The organism is Corynebacterium timonense (assembly GCF_900105305.1).
Lineage (GTDB): Bacteria > Actinomycetota > Actinomycetes > Mycobacteriales > Mycobacteriaceae > Corynebacterium > Corynebacterium timonense.
Genome location: NZ_LT629765.1, coordinates 1,640,335 through 1,659,916 on the forward strand (window position 1 = coordinate 1,640,335; position 19,582 = coordinate 1,659,916).

At 67.0% G+C, this 19,582-nt stretch carries 12 protein-coding genes; 4 read left to right on the forward strand and 8 right to left on the reverse strand.

Annotated features, from left to right (window positions below; all coding sequences use genetic code 11):
• Positions 1-4: 4 nt before the first annotated feature.
• The 3 genes from BLT81_RS07775 to BLT81_RS07785 all read left to right on the forward strand — a co-directional run bounded on the left by BLT81_RS07775 (position 5) and on the right by BLT81_RS07785 (position 10,677).
• Entirely contained in the window at positions 5-8,956 is an 8,952-nt protein-coding gene (locus BLT81_RS07775) for a type I polyketide synthase (RefSeq protein WP_019194407.1), read from the forward strand.
• Between the two features lie 375 nt (positions 8,957-9,331).
• Positions 9,332-10,357 carry an ankyrin repeat domain-containing protein gene (locus BLT81_RS07780; RefSeq protein WP_019194405.1) on the forward strand — a complete coding sequence of 342 codons (1,026 nt, stop codon included), beginning with the start codon at positions 9,332-9,334 and terminating at the stop codon, positions 10,355-10,357.
• Positions 10,354-10,677, forward strand: coding sequence for a hypothetical protein (locus BLT81_RS07785; protein WP_019194404.1), 324 nt, complete (start codon positions 10,354-10,356; stop codon positions 10,675-10,677). The genes BLT81_RS07780 and BLT81_RS07785 overlap by 4 nt, the downstream gene beginning before the upstream one ends.
• A gap of 112 nt (positions 10,678-10,789) precedes the next feature.
• Here the strand turns inward: BLT81_RS07785 and BLT81_RS07790 are convergent, their stop codons facing one another.
• The 6 genes from BLT81_RS07790 to BLT81_RS07815 form a co-directional block, all read right to left on the reverse strand.
• Entirely contained in the window at positions 10,790-11,740 is a 951-nt protein-coding gene (locus tag BLT81_RS07790; RefSeq protein ID WP_019194403.1) for an ABC transporter substrate-binding protein, read from the reverse strand.
• A gap of 95 nt (positions 11,741-11,835) precedes the next feature.
• On the reverse strand, positions 11,836-12,639 hold the full coding sequence (locus BLT81_RS07795; protein ID WP_019194402.1) for an ABC transporter ATP-binding protein: 804 nt from the start codon (positions 12,637-12,639) through the stop codon (positions 11,836-11,838).
• Positions 12,636-13,700, reverse strand: a complete 1,065-nt coding sequence (locus BLT81_RS07800) for a FecCD family ABC transporter permease (protein ID WP_040421418.1) — start codon at positions 13,698-13,700, stop codon at positions 12,636-12,638. The genes BLT81_RS07795 and BLT81_RS07800 overlap by 4 nt, the downstream gene beginning before the upstream one ends.
• Before the next feature lie 4 nt (positions 13,701-13,704).
• Positions 13,705-14,592 (reverse strand): iron chelate uptake ABC transporter family permease subunit, encoded by an 888-nt coding sequence (locus BLT81_RS07805; protein WP_081582944.1) that lies wholly within the window; start codon positions 14,590-14,592, stop codon positions 13,705-13,707.
• 98 nt (positions 14,593-14,690) lie between these two features.
• Positions 14,691-15,155, reverse strand: a complete 465-nt coding sequence (locus BLT81_RS07810; RefSeq protein ID WP_231286632.1) for an ATP-binding protein — start codon at positions 15,153-15,155, stop codon at positions 14,691-14,693.
• A gap of 351 nt (positions 15,156-15,506) precedes the next feature.
• The gene (locus BLT81_RS07815; protein ID WP_019194397.1) at positions 15,507-16,286 is read right to left on the reverse strand and encodes an ABC transporter substrate-binding protein; all 780 of its coding nucleotides are present in this window, start codon (positions 16,284-16,286) and stop codon (positions 15,507-15,509) included.
• A gap of 694 nt (positions 16,287-16,980) precedes the next feature.
• Between BLT81_RS07815 and BLT81_RS12655 the strand changes: the two genes are divergently transcribed.
• The gene (locus tag BLT81_RS12655) at positions 16,981-17,256 is read left to right on the forward strand and encodes a hypothetical protein (protein WP_156784091.1); all 276 of its coding nucleotides are present in this window, start codon (positions 16,981-16,983) and stop codon (positions 17,254-17,256) included.
• Positions 17,257-17,314: 58 nt separating this feature from the next.
• Here the strand turns inward: BLT81_RS12655 and BLT81_RS07820 are convergent, their stop codons facing one another.
• Positions 17,315-18,403 (reverse strand): ABC transporter substrate-binding protein, encoded by a 1,089-nt coding sequence (locus tag BLT81_RS07820; protein WP_155860846.1) that lies wholly within the window; start codon positions 18,401-18,403, stop codon positions 17,315-17,317.
• Complete coding sequence (locus BLT81_RS07825; protein WP_019194394.1) at positions 18,400-19,461, reverse strand: ABC transporter substrate-binding protein; 1,062 nt, start codon at positions 19,459-19,461, stop codon at positions 18,400-18,402. The genes BLT81_RS07820 and BLT81_RS07825 overlap by 4 nt, the downstream gene beginning before the upstream one ends.
• Between the last annotated feature and the right edge of the window lie 121 nt (positions 19,462-19,582).

The following is a 19,582-nucleotide window of genomic DNA, read 5'->3' on the forward strand; positions in this document are numbered from 1 at the left end:
GCCGATGTCGCTCACTCCGATTTCCTCCATCACCTCCCCCGCCATCGTCTTCCAGGGGCAGGGAAGCGCCTGGCAGGCAGCGCTGTCCGACGCCACCACCAGCCCCCTCGCCCACTCCCGCCTGACCGGCCTGCTCGCCGCGGCCCGAGAGCTCACCGGCCCCGTCGCCCGCCCTCTCGCCTCGGCCGTGCCGGGCGCGGTGCAGCGCCTGCGCACGCTCATGGACCCGGACCAGCCCGCCGACACCGCCGACGCGGACGCCTTCCCGGCCGTGAGCGTGCCGGGCATCGTGCTGGCCCAGCTCGCCGCGGCCGAGCAGCTGCGCTCCCTCGGCCTCGCCGTCGACGAGGCGATCCTCGCCGGCCATTCCCAGGGAACCCTCGGCGTCGCCGCGGTGCGCCACCCCGAGCACGCGCTCGCCTTCGCGCTCATCCTGGGCGCGGCGGCCTCCGCGACGCACGGGGCGACCGACACGGCGCCGCGGATGCTCAGCGTGCGTGGTGTGCACCGAGAGGACGTCGAGAAGCATGCGGGCGAGCTCGTCTCTGTCATCAACGGGCCGCACCACGTCGTGCTCGCGGGGGAGCCCGAGCAGCTGGCCGCGGCCCGCGAGCGCATCGAGGCCGCCGCCGCTGCGTACAACGCCCGGCTCGAGGCCGCCGAGTTCGGCGGCTCCGAGATCACCCCGCGTTTCGACGCCCTCCCGGTCGCCTACCCCTTCCACAGCACCTCCAACGCCGCCGCCGTGGAGCTCGCCGCCGAGTGGGCCGAGGCGTGCGGCATCGACTTCGGCGAGGACAGCCCGCGCGAACTGGCGCAGGCGATCCTCGTGGACCGCCACGACTGGCCCGCCCGCGTCCGCGAGGTGCTCGCCGCGGCGCCGAGCCACATCCTCTCGCTCGACTCGGCCGTGGCCACCATCACCGAGAAGCTCACCGCGGGCTCCGGCGTGGCCGTCATCACCGCCGACTCCGCCGCCGCACGCGACCGCCTGGCGGTGCCCGGCGCGACGCTGCCGGAGGCCGCGGACTACGCGCGCTACGCCCCGCGGCTTGTGCGCCTGCCCGACGGCACGACCTACACGCAGACGCGCTTTTCCACCCTCACCGGGCTCTCCCCCGTCATCCTCGGCGGCATGACGCCGACCTCCGCCGACGGCGAGATCGTCGCCGCGGCCGCCAACGCCGGCTACTGGACGGAGCTCGCCGGCGGCGGCATGTACTCCGAGGAGGTGTTCAACGAGCACAAGGACACCCTCGTCGCCCACCTCGAGCCGGGCCGCACCGCCCAGTTCAACACCATGTTCTTCGACCGCTTCCTGTGGAACATGCACTTCGGCCAGACCCGCATGGTGCCCAAGGCGCGCGCCGCCGGCGCCCCCTTCAACGGCGTGTGCGTCTCGGCGGGCATCCCGGACGTCGAGGAAGCGACCGAGCTGCTCGCACAGCTGCACGCGGAGGGCTTCCCCTACGTCGCCTTCAAGCCGGGCACCGTCAAGCATGTCCGCGACGCGCTCGCCATCGCGGCCGCGAACCCGCAGGTGCCCATCATCCTTATGGTCGAAGACGGCCACGCCGGCGGCCACCACTCGTGGGTGGACCTGGACGACATGCTCATCGACACCTACGCCGAGGTCCGCGCCCACGACAACGTCTACCTCGCCACCGGCGGCGGCATCTTCTCCCCCGAGCGCGCCGCGGAGCTTCTCACCGGCGACTGGGCGACCCGCTGGGACCTGCCGCTTATGCCGGTCGACGCCGTCTTCATCGGCACCGTCGCCATGGCCACCAAGGAGGCCAAGGCCACCGACTCGGTCAAGGACCTGCTGGTCAACGCCGCGGGCATCAGCCCGGAGGACAACGGCGGCTGGGTCGCGCGCGGCTCCGCCCGCAACGGCGTCGCCTCGTCCCAGAGCCACCTGCTGGCCGACATCCACGACCTGGACAACTCCTTTGCCCAGGCGTCGCGCCTGATCACCAACATGCCCATCGAGGACTACGAGTCCCGCCGCGAGGAGATCATCGACGCGCTGTCTCGGACCTCGAAGCCTTACTTCGGCGACGTCGAGACGATGACGTACGCGCAGTGGGTCGAGCGCTTCGTCGAGCTGGCGCACCCCTTCGTCGACGCCTCCTGGGACGCGCGCTTCCACGCGCTGCTCCAGCGCGTCGAGGCCCGCCTGAACGAGGCGGACCACGGCGAGATTGACACCCTCTTCCCGGAGGTGGGGGTGAACGCCCCGGAGGCCGTCGCCACGCTGCTCGACGCGTACCCGCAGGCGCGGGAGGCGACGGTCTCTCCGCGCGACGCGGCGTGGTGGATCGGCCTGCACTACGCCTACCCCAAGCCGATGCCGTGGGTCCCGGCGATCGACGGCGACCTGAAGTCGTGGTTTGGCAAGGACACGCTGTGGCAGGCGCAGGACGAGCGCTACACCGCCGACCAGGTGCGCATCATCCCCGGCCCCGTGGCGGTGGCGGGCATTACGAAGAAAAACGAGCCGGTCGCCGAGCTGCTCGCCCGCTTCGAGGGCGCCGCGACGCAGTCGCTTCAGGGCGCCGGCACCCCCGTCCACGACCTCTACTCCCGCCTGGCGGACGCGGAAAGCGTCGAGGAGTACCTGCGCGCCGCGCCGACGCTGGTCTGGCACGGCCACCTCATGGACAACCCGGCGCACACGATGGCGCCGGAGGCCTACGAGATCGTCGAGGAGGACGAGGGCTGGGCCATCCGCGTCATCACCGACTCCGCCTGGGACGACCTGCCGGAGGAACAGCGCCCCTTCTACGTGCGCGACGTGACCATCCCCCTCGACCTGCCCGCCGGCGTGGCCACGGGCGGCTCCCCGGTGGTCTCCGACGAGCGTCTTCCCGCATCCGTTTACGCCCTGCTGGCGGGCCTGGCCGGCGTGGGCTCGACCTCCGAGGCGGGCGACGCCATCACCGAGATGCCGCGCATCGCCGAGGGCTCCGTCACCGCCGACGCCCCCTTCGGCGTGGCCACCTCCTCCTTTACCTTCCCTGCCTCCCTGCTCCGGGCGCACACCGCCGTCACCGGCGCCGCGCTGGGCACCGACGTGCCCGCCGGCACCGCGGACGCGCTCGTCGGCCCGTGCTGGCCCGCGATCTACACCGCGCTCGGCTCCGGCCTGCTGCCCGACGGCTTCCCCGTCATCGAGGGCCTGCTCAACGCGGTGCACCTCGACCACGTCATCGACCTGCGCGTGCCGCTCGCTGAGCTTGCCGACGGCCGCACCATCACCGTCACTTCCCGCTGCAGCGCCATCGACGAGTCCGCCTCCGGGCGCATCGTCACCGTGGAGCTCGAGCTCCGCGACGGCGAGCGGCTCGTGGCCACCCAGATGCACCGCTTCGCCATCCGCGGGCGCGCCACCGTGGCCACCCCGCCGAGCGCCGCCCCCGCCTTCGGCGGCGGCCCCGAGGCCGACAAGGTGGAGCCCACCCCGCGCTCCTTCGTCGACCGCGCCACCGTCACCGCCCCGCACGACATGACGCCCTTCGCGCTGGTCTCGGGCGACTACAACCCGATCCACACCTCGTACCACGCCTCCGGCCTCGTCGGGCTTACGGCGCCGCTGGTGCACGGCATGTGGCTGTCGGCCACCGCGCAGCACCTCGCCGGGCGCCACGGCGCCGTCACCGGCTGGACCTACTCCATGTACGGGATGGTGCAGCTCGACGACGAGGTCGAGATCACCGTCGAGCGCGTCGGCCGCGTCGGCGTGCGCCCCGCCCTCGAGGTGACCTGCCGCATCGGCGGCGAGGTGGTCTCGCGCGGCCAGGCGCTGCTCGCCCAGCCGGCGACCGCGTACGTCTACCCCGGCCAGGGCGTGCAGTCCGAGGGCATGGGCGCCGCCGACCGCGACGCGAGCCCGGCGGCCCGCGAGATCTGGCGCCGCGCCGACCGCCACACCCGCGCCAACCTGGGCTTTTCCATCCGCCGGATCGTGGACGAGAACCCGGCCTCCCTCACGGTGCGCGGCACCGAGTTCAAGCACCCGCAGGGCGTGCTGCACCTGACGCAGTTCACCCAGGTGGCGCTCGCCGTCGTCGCCTACGCCCAGACGGAGCGCCTGCGGGTGGGCAACGCCCTGGCGACGGGCGCATTCTACGCCGGCCACTCGCTCGGCGAGTACACGGCGCTGGCCTCCCTGGCGAACATCTTCGACCTCGAGGCCGTCATCGACATCGTCTACTCCCGCGGCTCCGCGATGGGCTCGCTCGTGCCGCGCGACGCCGAGGGCAACTCCGAGTACGGCATGGGGGCGCTGCGCCCGAACATGATCGGCGTCGCCGCCGACGAGGTCGAGGGCTACGTCGCCCGCGTGGCGGAGAGGACCGGGGAGTTTTTGGAGATTGTCAACTACAACATCTCCGGCCAGCAGTACTCGGTCGCGGGCACGAAGAAGGGCCTCGCCGCCCTCGCCCAGGCCGCGAACTCCGTGCGCGAGCGCGCCTTTGTCACCGTCCCCGGCATCGACGTGCCCTTCCACTCGCGCGTGCTGCGCGACGGCGTGCCCGCCTTCGCCGACAAACTCGACGAGCTGCTGCCCGCCACCATCGACGCCGACACCCTCGTCGGGCGCTACGTGCCCAACCTCGTGGCCCGCCCCTTCGAGCTCACGCAGGACTTCGTCGACGCCATCACCGAGGTCGTGCCCGCCGAGCGCCTGCGCGGCCTGGACGTGGACGCCGCCGAGCGCGACGAGCTGGCGCGCACCCTCCTCATCGAGCTGTTGGCCTGGCAGTTCGCCTCCCCGGTGCGCTGGATCGAAACCCAGGACCTGCTGCTCGAGCGCGTCGACCAGATCATCGAGGTCGGCCTCGCTTCCTCCCCGACGCTGACCAACCTGGCCAAGCGCGAGATGGACGTCGTGGGCCGCCACGTGCCGGTGCTCAACGTTGAGGCGGAGCAGGACCGCGTCATGCTCAACGACGTCGTCGCCGCCCCCGAGCCGGAGCTGCCGGAGGCGCCCGAGGCGGAGCTGCCCGAGGCCCCCGCACCCGCAGCACCCGCCGCGCCCGCCGAGCCCGCCGCAGCCCCCGCACCCGTCGCGGCTGCCGCCCCCTCCGGGGCCCCGGCCGCCGACCTCGCCTTCGGCGCCGCCGAGGCGATCGAGGTGCTCTTCGCCTTCCAGAACAAGATCCGCCTCGAGCAGATCTCGGACTCGGACACCATCGAGGAGCTCACCGGCGGTGTGTCCTCGCGCCGCAACCAGCTGCTCATGGACATGTCCGCCGAGCTGGGCGTGCCCGCCATCGACGGCGCCGCCGAGGCCGACGTGGCCACCCTGCGCGAGCGCGTCACCACCGCCGCGCCCGGCTATTCCCCCTTCGGCACCGTGCTCAACGAGGCCGTGACCACGCGCCTGCGCACCCTGCTGGGCGCGGCTGGTCTGAAGCCCGCCTACGTCGCCGAGCAGCTCACCGGCGCTTGGGGCCTGCCCGCCAGCTGGACCCCGCACGTCGAGGCGGAGATCCTGCTGGGCACCCGCGCGGAGGAGTCCGTGCGGGGCGGCTCGCTGACCACCCTTCCGGGCGTGGCCTCCAAGGCGGACGCGGCGGCGCTCGTCGATGCGGCCGTCCAGAACGTCGCGTCCCGCCACGGCCAGTCCGTGTCCAAGGGCGCGGCCGCGACCGGCTCCGGCGGCGGGGTCGTCGACTCGGCGGCGCTCGACGCCTACCGCGCCGAGGTCACCGACACGCTCGTGGCCACCGCCCGCACCCTGCTGTCCAAGCTCGGCATCGAGGAGGAGCACCCCGAGGTCGAGGCGCCCGACACGACGGTGCTGGAGACCGTCGAGGCCGAGCTCGGCGCCGGCTGGGTCGAGCAGGTCACCCCGGTCTTCGACGAGCGCCAGGCCGTGCTTTTCGACGACCGCTGGGCGCAAGCCCGCGAGGATCTCGCCCGGGTGGCCCTCGGCGAGGCGGAGATCGCCGTGGAGCGCTTCGCCGGCACCGGCGCCACCGTAGCGCAGCAGGCGCAGTGGTACGCCGAGCGTGGCTTCGTCGGCCCGCTGGGCGAGATCGCCGAGGCGGCGCTTACCACCCCGCAGCTGCCCTACGCCGGCGACGTCGCCCTCGTCACCGGCGCGGCCCCCGGCTCCATTGCGACGGCGCTGGTGCAGCGTCTGCTGGAGGGCGGCGCGACGGTCGTCATGACCGCTTCGCGTGTGAGCCAGGCGCGCAAGGAGTTCGCCCGCGCCCTCTACCGGGACCACGCCTCCGCGGGCGCGGCGCTGTGGCTGGTGCCGGCGAACCTGTCCAGCTACCGCGACATCGACGCGCTCACCGCCTGGATCGGCGCCGAGCAGCGCGAGACGGTGGGCAACGAGGTGCGCGTGATCAAGCCGGCGCTCACCCCCACCCTCGCGTTCCCCTTCGCGGCGCCGGGCGTGTCCGGCTCGCTGGCCGAGGTCGGCGGCAACGCCGAGACCCAGGCCCGACTGCTGCTGTGGTCGCTCGAGCGCACCATCGCGCGACTGTCCGAGCTCGCCCAGGCCGCCGACGACTTCCCCGCCACACGCACGCACGTGGTCCTGCCGGGCTCGCCGAACCGCGGCATCTTCGGCGGCGACGGCGCGTACGGCGAGGTCAAGGCCGCACTCGACGCGGTGGTGAACAAGTGGTCCGCCGAGACCGGCTGGCCCGAGGGCGTCACCCTCGCCCAGGCCCGCATCGGCTGGGTCGCCGGCACCTCCCTCATGGGCGGAAACGACGTGCTCGTTCCCTCGGCCGAGAAGGCGGGCATCCACGTGTGGAGCCCCGAGGAGATCTCGGCCGAGCTCATGGGGCTGGTCACCCCGGAGTCGCGGGCGAAGGCGGCCGAGGCGCCGCTGGACCTCGATCTCACCGGCGGGCTCGATTCCGCGGGCGTGTCCATCGCGGAGCTGGCGCGCGGCGCTGAAGGTGTGGGGGGCGCTGGTGAGGCGTCGACACGCGATAGCGCGATCAAGGCCCTGCCCAACGTGGCCACCCCGGAGCAGCCGGAGGGCGCGCAGGTCGGCGAGGTGGCGTGCAGCCTCGACGACATGATTGTCATCGTCGGCCTCGGCGAGGTGTCCTCCTGGGGCTCCGGGCGCACCCGCCGCGAGGCCGAGTACGGCATCCGCCGCGACGGCTCGGTGGACCTCACCGCCGCCGGCGTGCTCGAGCTGGCCTGGATGACCGGCCTGGTCACCTGGTCCGAGGACCCGACACCCGGCTGGTACGACGCCGAGGGCGCCCCGGTCGCCGAGGAGGACATCTACGAGCGCTTCCGCGACGAGGTCGTCGCCCGGGCCGGCGTGCGCGAGCTGACGGACAAGTACTTCCTCACCGACAAGGGCTCCATCGACCTCGCCGAGGTCTACCTCGACCGCGACATCACCTTCACCGTCGACAGCGAGGCCACGGCCCGCGACATCGAGGTCGCCGACCCCGCCAAGACGAGGGTCGAGCTTGTCGACGGCGAATGGACCGTCACCCGCCTCGCCGGCGCCACCGCCCGCGTGCCGCGCAAGGCCACGCTCTCGCGCACCGTCGCCGGCCAGATGCCGGACGACTTCGACCCCTCCCGCTGGGGCATCCCGGCGCAGATGGTGGACAACATGGACCGCATCGCGGTGTGGAACCTGGTCACCGCCGTCGACGCCTTCGTCACCGCCGGCTTCACCCCCGCCGAGCTGCTGCGCGCCGTCCACCCCGTCGACGTGGCCTCCACGCAGGGCACCGGCATCGGCGGCATGGAGTCCCTCCACCAGGTCTTCGTCTCCCGGCTGCTCGGCGAGGAGCGCCAGACCGACATCCTGCAGGAGGCGCTGCCCAACGTCGTCGCCGCGCACGTCATGCAGTCGCTGGTCGGCGGCTACGGCTCGATGATCCACCCGGTCGGCGCGTGCGCCACCGCCGCGGTGTCCATCGAGGAGGCCGTGGACAAGATCGCCGTGGGCAAGGCCGACTTCGTCGTCGCCGGCGGCATCGACGACGTGCAGGTCGAATCGCTCGAGGGCTTCGGCCAGATGAACGCCACCGCCGAGACCGCCGCCATGACCGCGAAGGGGATCTCCGAGCGCTTCATCTCGCGCGCCAACGACCGCCGCCGCGGCGGCTTCCTCGAGGCCGAGGGCGGCGGCACCGTGCTCATCGCCCGCGGCTCCGTCGCCGCGCAGCTAGGCCTGCCGGTGCGCGCCGTCATCGCCTACGCCTCTTCCTTCGGCGACGGCGCCCACACCTCCATCCCGGCGCCCGGCCTGGGCGTGCTCGGCGCAGCCCGCGGCGGCACGGCCTCGCGCCTGGCGCGGTCCCTGGCCTCGCTGGGGCTCACGCCCGACGACGTCAGCGTGCTGTCCAAGCACGACACCTCCACCAACGCCAACGACCCGAACGAGTCCGAGCTGCACTCGCTGCTCTGGCCCGCCATCGGCCGCGACGCCCGCGCGCCCCTCTACGTCATCTCCCAGAAGACGCTCACGGGCCACGCCAAGGCCGGCGCGGCATTGTTCCAGGTCGGCGGGCTTATCGACGTCCTCTCCACCGGCACCGTCCCCGCCAACGCCGCCCTGGACTGCGTCGACCCGCTCGTGGGCGAGAAGTCCCGCAACCTCGTGTGGCTGCGCGCCCCGCTGGCGCTGGGGGCCGGCGCCGTGAAGGCCGCGGCGCTCACCTCGCTCGGCTTCGGCCACGTCGGCGCGCTCGTGGTCCTGGCGCACCCCGGCGTGTTCGAGGCGGCGCTCGCTGCTTCCGGCGCGTCTGTTTCCGAGTGGCGCTCGCGGGCCACCGCCCGGCTGCGCGCCGGCGCCGGCTGGCTCGAGGCCGGCATGACCGGGCGGCGCGAGCTGTTCACGCAGGTGGAAAACCGCCGCTTTGCCCCGGGCAACACGCACGACGGGGAGATCGCGCTGCTGCTCGACCCGGACGCGCGCCTCGGCGAGGACGGGGTGTACCCGCGGGGGTAGCTCGTTCGGGGGCGCGCCCGCTTCCGGGTAAAAGCTAAACGGCAAGAATCCGCCGAGCCGCTCGTTTTCGGTGGATTCTTGCCGTTTTGTTCTTGGCTGGCAGGGACGCGACGCTAATAGGGGCACGCGCCTGTCCAGCAGCCTCCGGAGTCAGACCGCCCTTCTCCTCAAGTTGGCGTGCCACGGACTGTACGCGCCCCTACTCGGCAACCGCGTCCGGCAGATCGTTCGCGATGCGCCAGATCTTCTTGTGCAGCTCGTTGCTCTGTACCTTTCTCGTGCTGTTGGTCAAATTCTGCACCGGGCACTCCACCAGACCCTGTCGCGGGTCGATAGTGGCCAGCCACTTTGCCCCATACTGGCTAATATCAGCCTATGGCCCGCACACGCAAAACCCTCCCGAAAGACTTCGAAGAGATCTTGGCCAGCGGCGACCTCGACGCGATGAAAACCGTATACGACACGTGCGCGTTGGAGGCGACCACTGGCTACAACAAACACACTGCCCTGGCGGTGCGTGAGTGCCCGCCCGAGCTGGCCCGGTGGCTGGTTGAGCAGGGCCTCGACGTAGATCTTCCCGACCGGTTCGGTGCCACGCCCCTGGCCACCGCCGCAAGCAGAGGCGACGTCCAAAGGATGCGGCTCCTGCTGGAACTCGGCGCCAACCCGGATGCCGGCAGGAAACCCCCGCTGGTGGTGGCTGCCCGCGATCATCGTCCCGACGCCGTGCGTTTGCTCCTCGAGCACGGGGCCGACGTCCACGCGGTCCACGGGACCTTCGGGTACACCGCGGCCGACATGGCCGTCGCGGAGGACAACCCGTCCTACCTGCCACGCGTGGTGGAAACCGTCTCCGTCCTGCTCGCTTCCGGCGCGCACCTTACCGACGAAGGCCGCCGTTTCGTGACTCGCCTGGGCAAGGAACACGCCCGAATGTCGCGGAAAAGGACGGCCGACGACAGGGACGCAACCCTCGACACCGCCATGGCGGAGCTGTACCGGCTGACCGGTGTCCCGCCGGTCCCGCGGATTGAGCCGCACGACGGAGCCAGCCGGATCGACGTGCCCGAGATGAGCGTGCCCGCACAGTTCTCCTGGTTGTGGGACTACCTGGTCCCAGGTTCCGGGCCCGCGCAGACCGTGCAGGGGGAAGTGGTCCGTATCGCCGGCCGGATCGGCAATGAGCTGCTCAATAACGGCGGCGCGAACTGGGACGACGGTTTCCGCGCTATGTGCGACACCTGGTTGACCACCGTCGGCGACGAGGCGGACGCCATCGCGGTGCTGCGGCGCGGCGAGATCGACGGGGAGGCCATCGACTCCATTACGGCGGCGTCGGTGCGCTACGTGATTAACCACCCCAACCCGGTCGTGACCAGCGACCTCCCCTACCAGCGATGACGTACTTCTGGCAGCCGCCCACCGAGTGGCTGCGCGGCCACCACCAGGACCGCGTCTACGCAGTGCGCCTGAGCGTGGCGCCGAGCGGTGAACTCGACGAGGCGTGGCGGGCGCTTCGCCGCACCCGGGCGATGGAGGGATCGAGCATCCTCGATGGCGGGGCGTCGTTGAAGCGCGTCGGCCCAGCAACGGTGGAGGTGGTCAGCGGCGGTGAGGACGCGCTGGATTCCCTGCACGAGAGCATCGAGGACACCCTGCGATCGGCGCTTGGGCGCGAGGCGCGCGTGACCGTCGTCGCGCAGCGCATTATCGAGGGTTGACGCGCCCGGACATGCCCTGACTCGTCGGGCTGGGAGCTGGGTATCTCGATCGTTCCAGGTTTTTGCGGTCGCTGGTCTAAGACGTGGAGCAGCTTCTGCCCACGACGTGGGGTCACGCGACCTTTTTGGACGAGGAGACCAGCTGGGTGACGTCGTTGAGCCACTTGGCGGTACTCATCGCGGTGGTGGCGCCCTTAAACTCCCATCCGCTCAGCTGGCCAACTTTCACGGCAGGCAGCGCGTGCCACAGCTCACCGTCGAAATCGAAGCTCTCGTCGTACCCCTCGACAAAGATGACGTCCGCTGGGTACGAGGAAGCATCTTCCCAGGCAACCCGCGCCCACGGGTTATCGTTTTCTGGTTTTTCCGGTCCGGCGACGTGGGCACCCAACTGGGCAAACAGTTCGGGCTGCGCGAAATCTTTCGCGGTGTAGAGCATTTCCTTCGTCGGAATTGCAAACAGGAATTTGAGATCGGTTCCCGCGACTGCCTTCTGGAAATCCTCTTTTGCCTTGGTCAATTCCTCGTCAGCCCGTTTGACCTTATCGGACTCCACATCGCCGCCGAGGAAAGCAGCGATCTGGCGGTTTTCGTTGATTCGGCCATCAATGGTGTCCGAGTTGGACAGGGGGACGAAAGGCGCAACTCCCAGGAGTTGTTTGTTGCCGGACTCGTCGAGCCACCCCCATCCCTCCAGCGTGCCGTAGCCCAAAACAGCATCAGGGCGCATCTCCGCGAGCTTCTCCATATCGATCTCGCCTTCCTTGCCAAGAAGGGGGATACCGTTGCGGTCGATGTCCTCTTTCACTGCCGGGTCGTCGCAGCCAAAGCCGAACAACCCAACTGGAGCGATGTCGTAGTCGTGCAAGGAACTGTACGCGTAGCACTCCATGACGAGTTTTTCTGGCTTCTTGTCAAAGGAAATTACCTGCCCCTCGTAGGACGGGTGGGCGAAAGTGACTGCTTCTGTCGCTGTTTTTTCGCCCTCGCTTTCCTGAGGCGCGGAGCAGGAGCACAGCGCTGCTGCGGCAGCCACAACAGCAACGGAGAACGTGCGGAACATCGATCACCAATCTTGTAGCGAGGCAGGAACACGCCAAGCAATATGTGGCTAGGCTAACCTAATTGTATACTGGCGCTCGGGGGCGGTGCCACTCGCTAACCGGGCCGCTGGTCGCCGCTGTGCTGCCAGCGCGGAACAACCAAAGGACTGCACGATTCTGGATCCTCGATCACACGTGCATCGAGGCCGAAAACATTAGCAACCAAAGTCTCGGTAATAACCTCACCCGGGGACCCGGCTGCCACCACTTCCCCAGCCTTCATCGCGATGATGTAGCTCGCATACCGGGCGGCCTGATTCAAATCGTGGAGCACCGCGACCAAGGTGTGGCCGTCGTTCTGGTTGAGTCGGCGACACAGCTCCAACAGCTCAATCTGGTGGCTGAGGTCCAGATACGTTGTTGGCTCGTCAAGCAGCAGAATGGGTGTCTGCTGCGCCAGCGCGACTGCCATCCAGACCCTTTGGCGCTGGCCCCCGGAGAGTTCATCGACGAACCGTCCCGACAAGTCGCGAACGCCCGTAGCGTCCATGGCAGCGGCTACTGCTTCTTCATCCTCCGGGGTCCAGGGTGTGAAAATGCGCCGGTGTGGATTGCGCCCTCGGGTAACCAAGTCCACCACCCGAATGCCGTCGGGAGCGGTAGGGCCTTGCGGCAACAGCCCAATTTCCCGCGCCACCTTTTTCGTGGGCATCGAGTGCAACTGTTTTCCATCAAGAAGGACAGTGCCGCTGGTGGGCGGCAAAAGCCTCGTTAAGCTCTTAAGCAGCGTGGATTTTCCACACGCATTCGGACCGACGATTACCGTGAACTCGCCATCCGGGATAGCCACACTGACGTCTTTGCACACCACTTTGTCTCCATAAGACAAAGCAACGTGCTCAGCCATGAGACGCGTCATCGATTCTTTCCTTCCCTCAAAAGCAGCCAAAGAAAATACAGGCCGCCGATGGACACGGTGACGATGCCCACCGGAAGCGGCGATGCTGGATAAATGCGCTGCGCTGTGACGTCGGCAAGCAAAAGCAATGCCGCACCCACTGCCGCCGTGGGCCCCAACGCCAAGCCGTCAGCACGCGCCAAACGGCGAGCAATTTGCGGCGATGCGAGGGCAATGAAAGAAATTGGCCCGACTGAGGCCGTGGCCAAAGCGGTCAGACCAATGCCCACCAGCAGCGCACAGACCTGCACGCCACGAACATTTTGACCAAGGGCTGTAGCGAATGGGACGCCAATCTGCAGCACTCGCAACGACCGCGCCAGCAGCACCGCCCCTACGATGAACGCCCCCGACCCACACGCGACTATCACGAAGGTAGCCCACGAGACACCCGACAAATTGCCTGCACCCCAAAGACCGGCCATGATCGCGTCCTCGACCGTGGCGGTGAGCAACAGCCACACATTGACGGACGCAAGCATCGCGCTGACACCAATACCGACAATAATCAAGCGAACTGCCCGAACCGCCTCGCGCGAAGCAGAGAGGAAAAACACCAAGAAGGCAGTGGTGATACCGCCGACGAGCGCGCCGACCATAATTGCTATGCTCCCTCCGCGCAGCAGCAGCATCACCACCAACGCGCCGGTATAGGAACCGGTTTGAAAACCGATAACATCCGGGGAGCCAAGGGGATTTTTCGTCAGATTCTGGAAGATCGCACCACTAAGCGCCAGGCAGGCGCCCAGGACAATCGCGATAAGGATGCGCGGTGCGCGCCACTCGCCTACCACCATGGTGGTGTACGCGTCCCCGCGGCCGAAGATCACGTCGACGACCTCCGCGGGCGTGATTTTCGCCGATCCGGTAGCCAAGGCGTAAACCGCCAGCGCAGCGATCGCGAGCCACAGCACACTGCACACCACTAGGGACCGGGCATCGACGAGCATAAAGGGGCGGGAACGTCGGCCAAGGTGAATGACCCGCCGTCCATAATCGAGTTTTGTTGTGTGGTCAGGCATCTGTTTACATCTCCGAAACTCGGTAGCGCCGAACCATATAGATCAGCACGGGTGCCCCGATAAACGCGGTGACGACACCGACTGGAATCTCCCCCGTGGTCAGCACCCTGCCGAGCACGTCGGCGAATCCCATGACAGTAGGCGCAATAAGCACGGAGTAGGCAATGATCCACCCCTGGTGCGGGCCCACAATAACCCGCGCGAGATGCGGTGCCATGAGCCCGAGAAAACCAATGGGGCCGGCTGCCGCGGTGGCGCCGCCGGCCAACAAGGTAATAGCAACCAAGGCGACAATCCGCACTCTATTCGGGTTCGTGCCCAGCGCTACTGCAGCGGCCTCGCCCAAAGCGAGAAGATCCAAGGAACGAGCCGACAGTACCGCGATAAGCAATCCAAGCAGCAAGAAAGGAGCGATCGTCAGGGTGGCGTCAAGCGACTGAGAAGCGGTGGTGCCGGCGGACCAGCCGCGCATACGGGCCAGCAACTGGGAATTAGTCAACAACACTGCCGAGGAAAAACCTGTAAGCACCGCCCCTAGGGCAACGCCCGACAACGTCATGCGCACCGGATTTCCACGGGCCGGACCGGCATTGCCGACAACGAAAACAACGACAGAGGTGACCATTGCGCCGCCGAATGCCCACCACATGTATTGAGAAATGTCTGTGAGCCCGAAAAAGGCCAGACCAACTACCACAGCCAGACCGGAACCGGCGTTGACGCCGAGAATTCCCGGATCGGTCAGAGGATTCCGGGTCACTGCTTGCATTAAGGCGCCCGCCACCCCAAACGCGCCGCCCGCAGCGAGGATAAGAACTGTGCGCGGCACTCGGGAAAGCCACACCGTCTGCGAAACGGAATCATCCGGGTCGGGGTGAAGGAGGAAGCTCACTACTGTTCAGAAGACCGAAATGGTAGCGGTGTGGTGAGTATCTGGTAGCGCCTGAGTGGGTACCCGGTAGCGGTATCTCACTCAGGCGTTGCCGGTTGTTATGCGTTGGTGGTCAGGCGCATGTTTGGTCCTTCGAGTGTGATGATTTCGGCGCCGGAGACGAGTCGGTTGAGGATTGACTCGGAGATCACGGCGTCGGGGATGGACTTGTACCACTCGTGTGGGGTGAACTGTGAGGTCACAATGGTTGAGACTTTGCGTTCCCGCCCGGCGAGGATATTGAGTAGTTGGTGCGCGGTCGCGGCGTCAACAGGTGTGGTGAGAAAGTCATCCAGGACTAGGACGTCGGCGTCGTGGAGTTGCTGGATGAACTTCAGCCGTGTGGGGTTATCGGGTTGGAGGACTGCCAGTTCGGCGGCGAGCATGTCGGTGCGGTAGAACCGTGCGGAGTAGTCGTTGCGGCATGCTGCGGTGATGAGTGCTTGGGCGAGGTAGGTTTTACCAACTGAGGATTTGGTTCGCTCGTGAAATCGCGCGGTGCGAGCATCCGAGCTGGTGTTCAATCTGGCGGTAAGAACGCTGCCGAATCAGCAGCGTCATCACCGCACGGTAATCCGTCATAGGCGGACTCCTTCCAGTACGAGCCGCACCCGAGTGGTGCGGCTCGTACTGGAAGGATCACCTTGAGCGCTGTGAGCTGCTACCGGATACTCACTGAAGCGCTACCGGAAAGTCACGACGCTGCTACCAAATAGCCGGTCGCAACACACTACCTGGCCAGGTTCCAGGTGCCGGGAACCAACGAGCATGCTCAAGGCCAGAGCGGCCAAGCACAACACTGCGAGTGGAAGCAGGCCGAGCCAACGCTTCTGGTCGCTAGGACGGAGCCATGCAATACCAGCCATCCCTATGAGCTAAGCGACCTTCTTGGCTGAGGAGACCAGCTCAGTGACGTCGTTGAGCCACTTGGCGTAGCTAGTGGCCGTCGTTGCACCTTTGGAGCTCCAGCTGCCCAGTTGGCCAGCTTTTACCGCTGGCAACGCGTGCCACAGCTCGCCATCGAAGTCAAAGTGTTCGTCATAACCCTCGACGAGGAGGACATCTGCGGGGTAAGAGGCAGCATCCTCCCACGCGATCTTGCCCCACGGGTTGCCGCTTTCTGGCTTATCGGCACCAATGACGTTGGCTTTCAGCTCGGTAAGCAAATCGGCCTGCGCGAAGCCTTTGGCGGAGTACATCATCTCTTTCGTCGGGCTGACCAGCATGAGGTTAAGGTCAGTACCTTCCACGGCCTTCTGGAAAGACTCTTTAGCCATCTTCAGGTCCTCGTCGGACTTCTTGACCTTATCCGAGTGCACATCGCCGCCCAAGAACTCAGCGATCTGACGCGTCTCTTCAATTCGGCCGTCAACGGTTTCCGCCGTAGACAGGGGAACGAAGGGGGCTACCTTCGTGAGCTGCTCGTTCACGGACTCATCGAACCAAGTCCAGCCCTCTAGGTTGCCGTGGCCAATCACGGCGTCGGGGCGCAGCTCCGCAAGCTTCTCCATGTCGATCTCCGCATCTTTACCGACGACGGGAATTCCGGTCCGGTCGACATCGCCCATCGCAAAGGGGTCGTCGCACCCGTAACCGAACAAGGCCGCCGGAGAGATGTCGTATTCATGCAGTGAGCTGTACGCGTAGCAGTCCATGACAAGGTTTTCGGGCTTCTTGTCAAAGGAAATCTCCTGCCCTGCAAAGGAGGGGTGGGCGAACGTGACTGCCTCTTTCGCCGGTGTTGCACTATCGCTTTCCTACGAGGCGGAGCAGGAACACAGAGCCGCAGCGGCGGCAGCCACGGCAACAATGGAGAGCTTGCGGAACATAAATCACCAATCTTCCAAGATCACGTGGATTGCCTCTCCAATGTAAGGAAAGGCACGCCTAACAATATAACACGGTTTCGGCCCCTCTATGCAAGCCCTCCTCCACTGCCGCTCGTCCGCCCCGAAGTCCGGCGCCCGCGACTTCCTCGCACAGCTCGCGGCCGCCTACCCCGACCGCATCAACCCCTACCTCTGACCACCCGCATACACAGAAATCTTGACAGGCTCTCGAGTACAGCGTCGCGAGCTACGACTCCGTTGTCGACGCTCGCGCAGGAACGGACCTGGTACGTCAACGGCTTCTCCAAGAGCCTCAGTCCCGGCCTGCGCGTCGGCACGCTGGTGCCTCCGGAGCGGCAGCACGCGCGGGCCGACGTGATGCTCCAGGCCACAACCCTGGCGGTGAGTCCACTCATGGCGGAACTCGTCACGCGGTGGATTCAGGACGGTACTGCGGAGAACATTGCTACCGCGCTGCGCGCCGAAGCTCAGACGCGTCTCGCGACCGCAGCGTCAGCACTTGGTGATCTCCTACCCGCCGTCCCCGTCGGGCGGCTTCCACCCGTGGCTTCCTATGCCGTTGCATCACGCCGAGGAAGCGGCGCGTACCGCTGCCCGGGAAGGCCTCATCGTCACGCCGCCCGGGACGATTCTCACCGATCCGTCCGCCACGGAATCCGGCCTGCGGGTCTGTATCGGCCGCCCCGGGACCCGCCAGCTGGTGCGGGGCCTGCGGCGACTGCGAAACATCATCGTGAGCCACATCACCTCGCCTGCTTCCACCCATTCGCGATGACGACCTCTCCACCATCCACATGCCGACAGACGGCAGAGTTCACTGCTCAGCGTGACCGCTATTCGTCGCCGGTGCGTACCACCGCATCGCCCTCGAGCGCGGATGTGATGTCATCCAGGAATCCTTGCTGAATGGCCCAGGGGACACTCAACACGGAGGGAGTGGTGACTGCCATCAGAAGCTCTGGGTCTTCCAAGTAGTAGTACCGGCCCTCGGCAATCGGAGCCCACCGCGACATCAGCGGGTGGGCGAGAGTCTGCGCGATCTTCTCTCGGGAGTTCGACCATCCGATGAACACGTCGGTCGTGAGCGCATCCAGTCTCTCGAGGCTGACGGAGCCGTAGTAGTCCTCTCCGAATGAGCCGACTTCCTGAGCGACGGACGGGTCGTCGATCATACCGAACTCACGGAGCAGCGTAGGACGGGGGTCATCGGGCGAGTAGACGGCAAGGTCCGAGGAGCCGTCTTCCAGCCACTCGCCGAAGATGAAGCTCCTCCCCTCGAGCTGCGGGTGCGCATCGCGCGCTGAATCGACCGCTGCCTGTGTGCGAGAGATCAGTTCCGCAGCTTGATCGGGGCGTCCCAGCGCGGTGCCTGCGAGTTCGACGATGTCCGACCACGAGCCGTACGTCCACGGTGTGCGCGCATAGGCGATCGTCGGGGCGATGTCACTGAGCTGCTGATAGTCGGCTTCGGTGATCCCGGAGTATGGCGCGAAAATCAGGTCCGGGGCGTAACTGAGGATCTCCTCTGGGTCGTAGACACCGTCCTTTCCTGGGGAGAGAACCGGCGGCAGTTCGGCACCGAGTTCGACAGTCACATACTCTCGGAACCAATCGGTGTAGCCGTCCTGCGTGCCGTATTCTTCGGGGACCGCGACGGGGACGACGCCCAGCGCGGCGACCGCGTCTTCGGCGCTGCCCCCGAGGACGACCACACGTTCTGGGGTTGACGGGATACTCGTCTCGCCGTGCGCATGCGTTACGGATATCGGGAAGCTGCCCGGCTGCTGTCCTGAGGTCGGGCGGTCGTCAGCCGATGATCCGCACGCCGTCGAAGAGAGCGCCAGAGCTAGAACGACGAGTGGAGCCAGCGCGCGGCGTAGTCCGGCCTGACGTGGCGCCTCCTGAATCGTGTCGGAGGTCACGATCGGTCTCCTTCCCCACGGGCCTCGGTGACGGCGCGCCCGATGGCGGCGGCGATAGCGTCGATCCCCCAGTCGATGCCGAGCGGCGTCGCGGTCGCGAATGCGAGTCCCACATCCGGATCCTGAATCAGAGCGACGCGATTGTTCGCTACTGGCGCCCAGCTCCCAAATGCAGTGTTCGCGCGAACAGCCTCACGGTAGGTGTCCTCGTCAGAGATAACAACGTGAACATCGGGGTTCATTGACAGGAGTTGCTCCATACTGACGGTAAAGCTCGCCGGATCGCCGGCCTTGTGCTGCAGCTCAACGGCGCCTTCGACAGGCTTAAGGCTGAGAGCCTCGAGCACCTGAACACGCGCATCGGCGGTGCCGAAAACGACGACCTGGCCGTCGTCAGAGGGCAGGAAGCTGTGCAAAAAGCTCACGCCCGAAAGCTCGGGGTGCGCCTTAGCGACGTCGGCAACGCGCTGTTCGGTCTGCTTCTCAATTTCTGCTGCATAGCCTGGGCGTCCAAGCGCGGCACCCATCATGCGAATGTGCTCGTCTACGGTGGTCGCCCAAGGCTCTGAAGGGAAGGCGATTGTCGGCGCGATGTCAGACAACGCCTTGTATTCAGCCTCGGTGATCCCGGAGTTTACGGCCACGATGAGGTCGGGCTGCTGACCCAGGACGTACTCGAGGTCAACCTCACCACGTTCGAGAGAAGGATCAAGGGAAGGCAGAGGCGCGCCGAGCTTCTCGACGGCTTCGGAGACCCATGGGTAATAGTCGCCCTTGATTCCCGTCGCGTTGCCTTGCGCGACCGGGACCGTGCCGAGCTGAATCGCGATATCGGCACCGCTCCAGCCGATGGTAACGAGGCGCTTGGGCTGCGCAGTCACCTCCGTGGAGCCGTACGCATGCTCGATTGTTACCGGGTACGCACCGTCTTCCGCGTCTGCGAAGACACGTTGTTCATCCGCCGCGGTCGGGGACGGCGATGCACACCCGGAGAGGAGAGAGGCGCAGGCCAGCAGCGCGATCGCCCCCCTTACCGCGCGGTCGATGACTGATTTCACAGTTTATCCTTTCACTGAAGGGGAGCCTCACATAATCTGGCGACCCTGACGTTTTCCATTAAATCCATCCTCTTTTTCGCATTGAGGACACATTCCGTCGCGTTCGCGACAGGCATCCCAC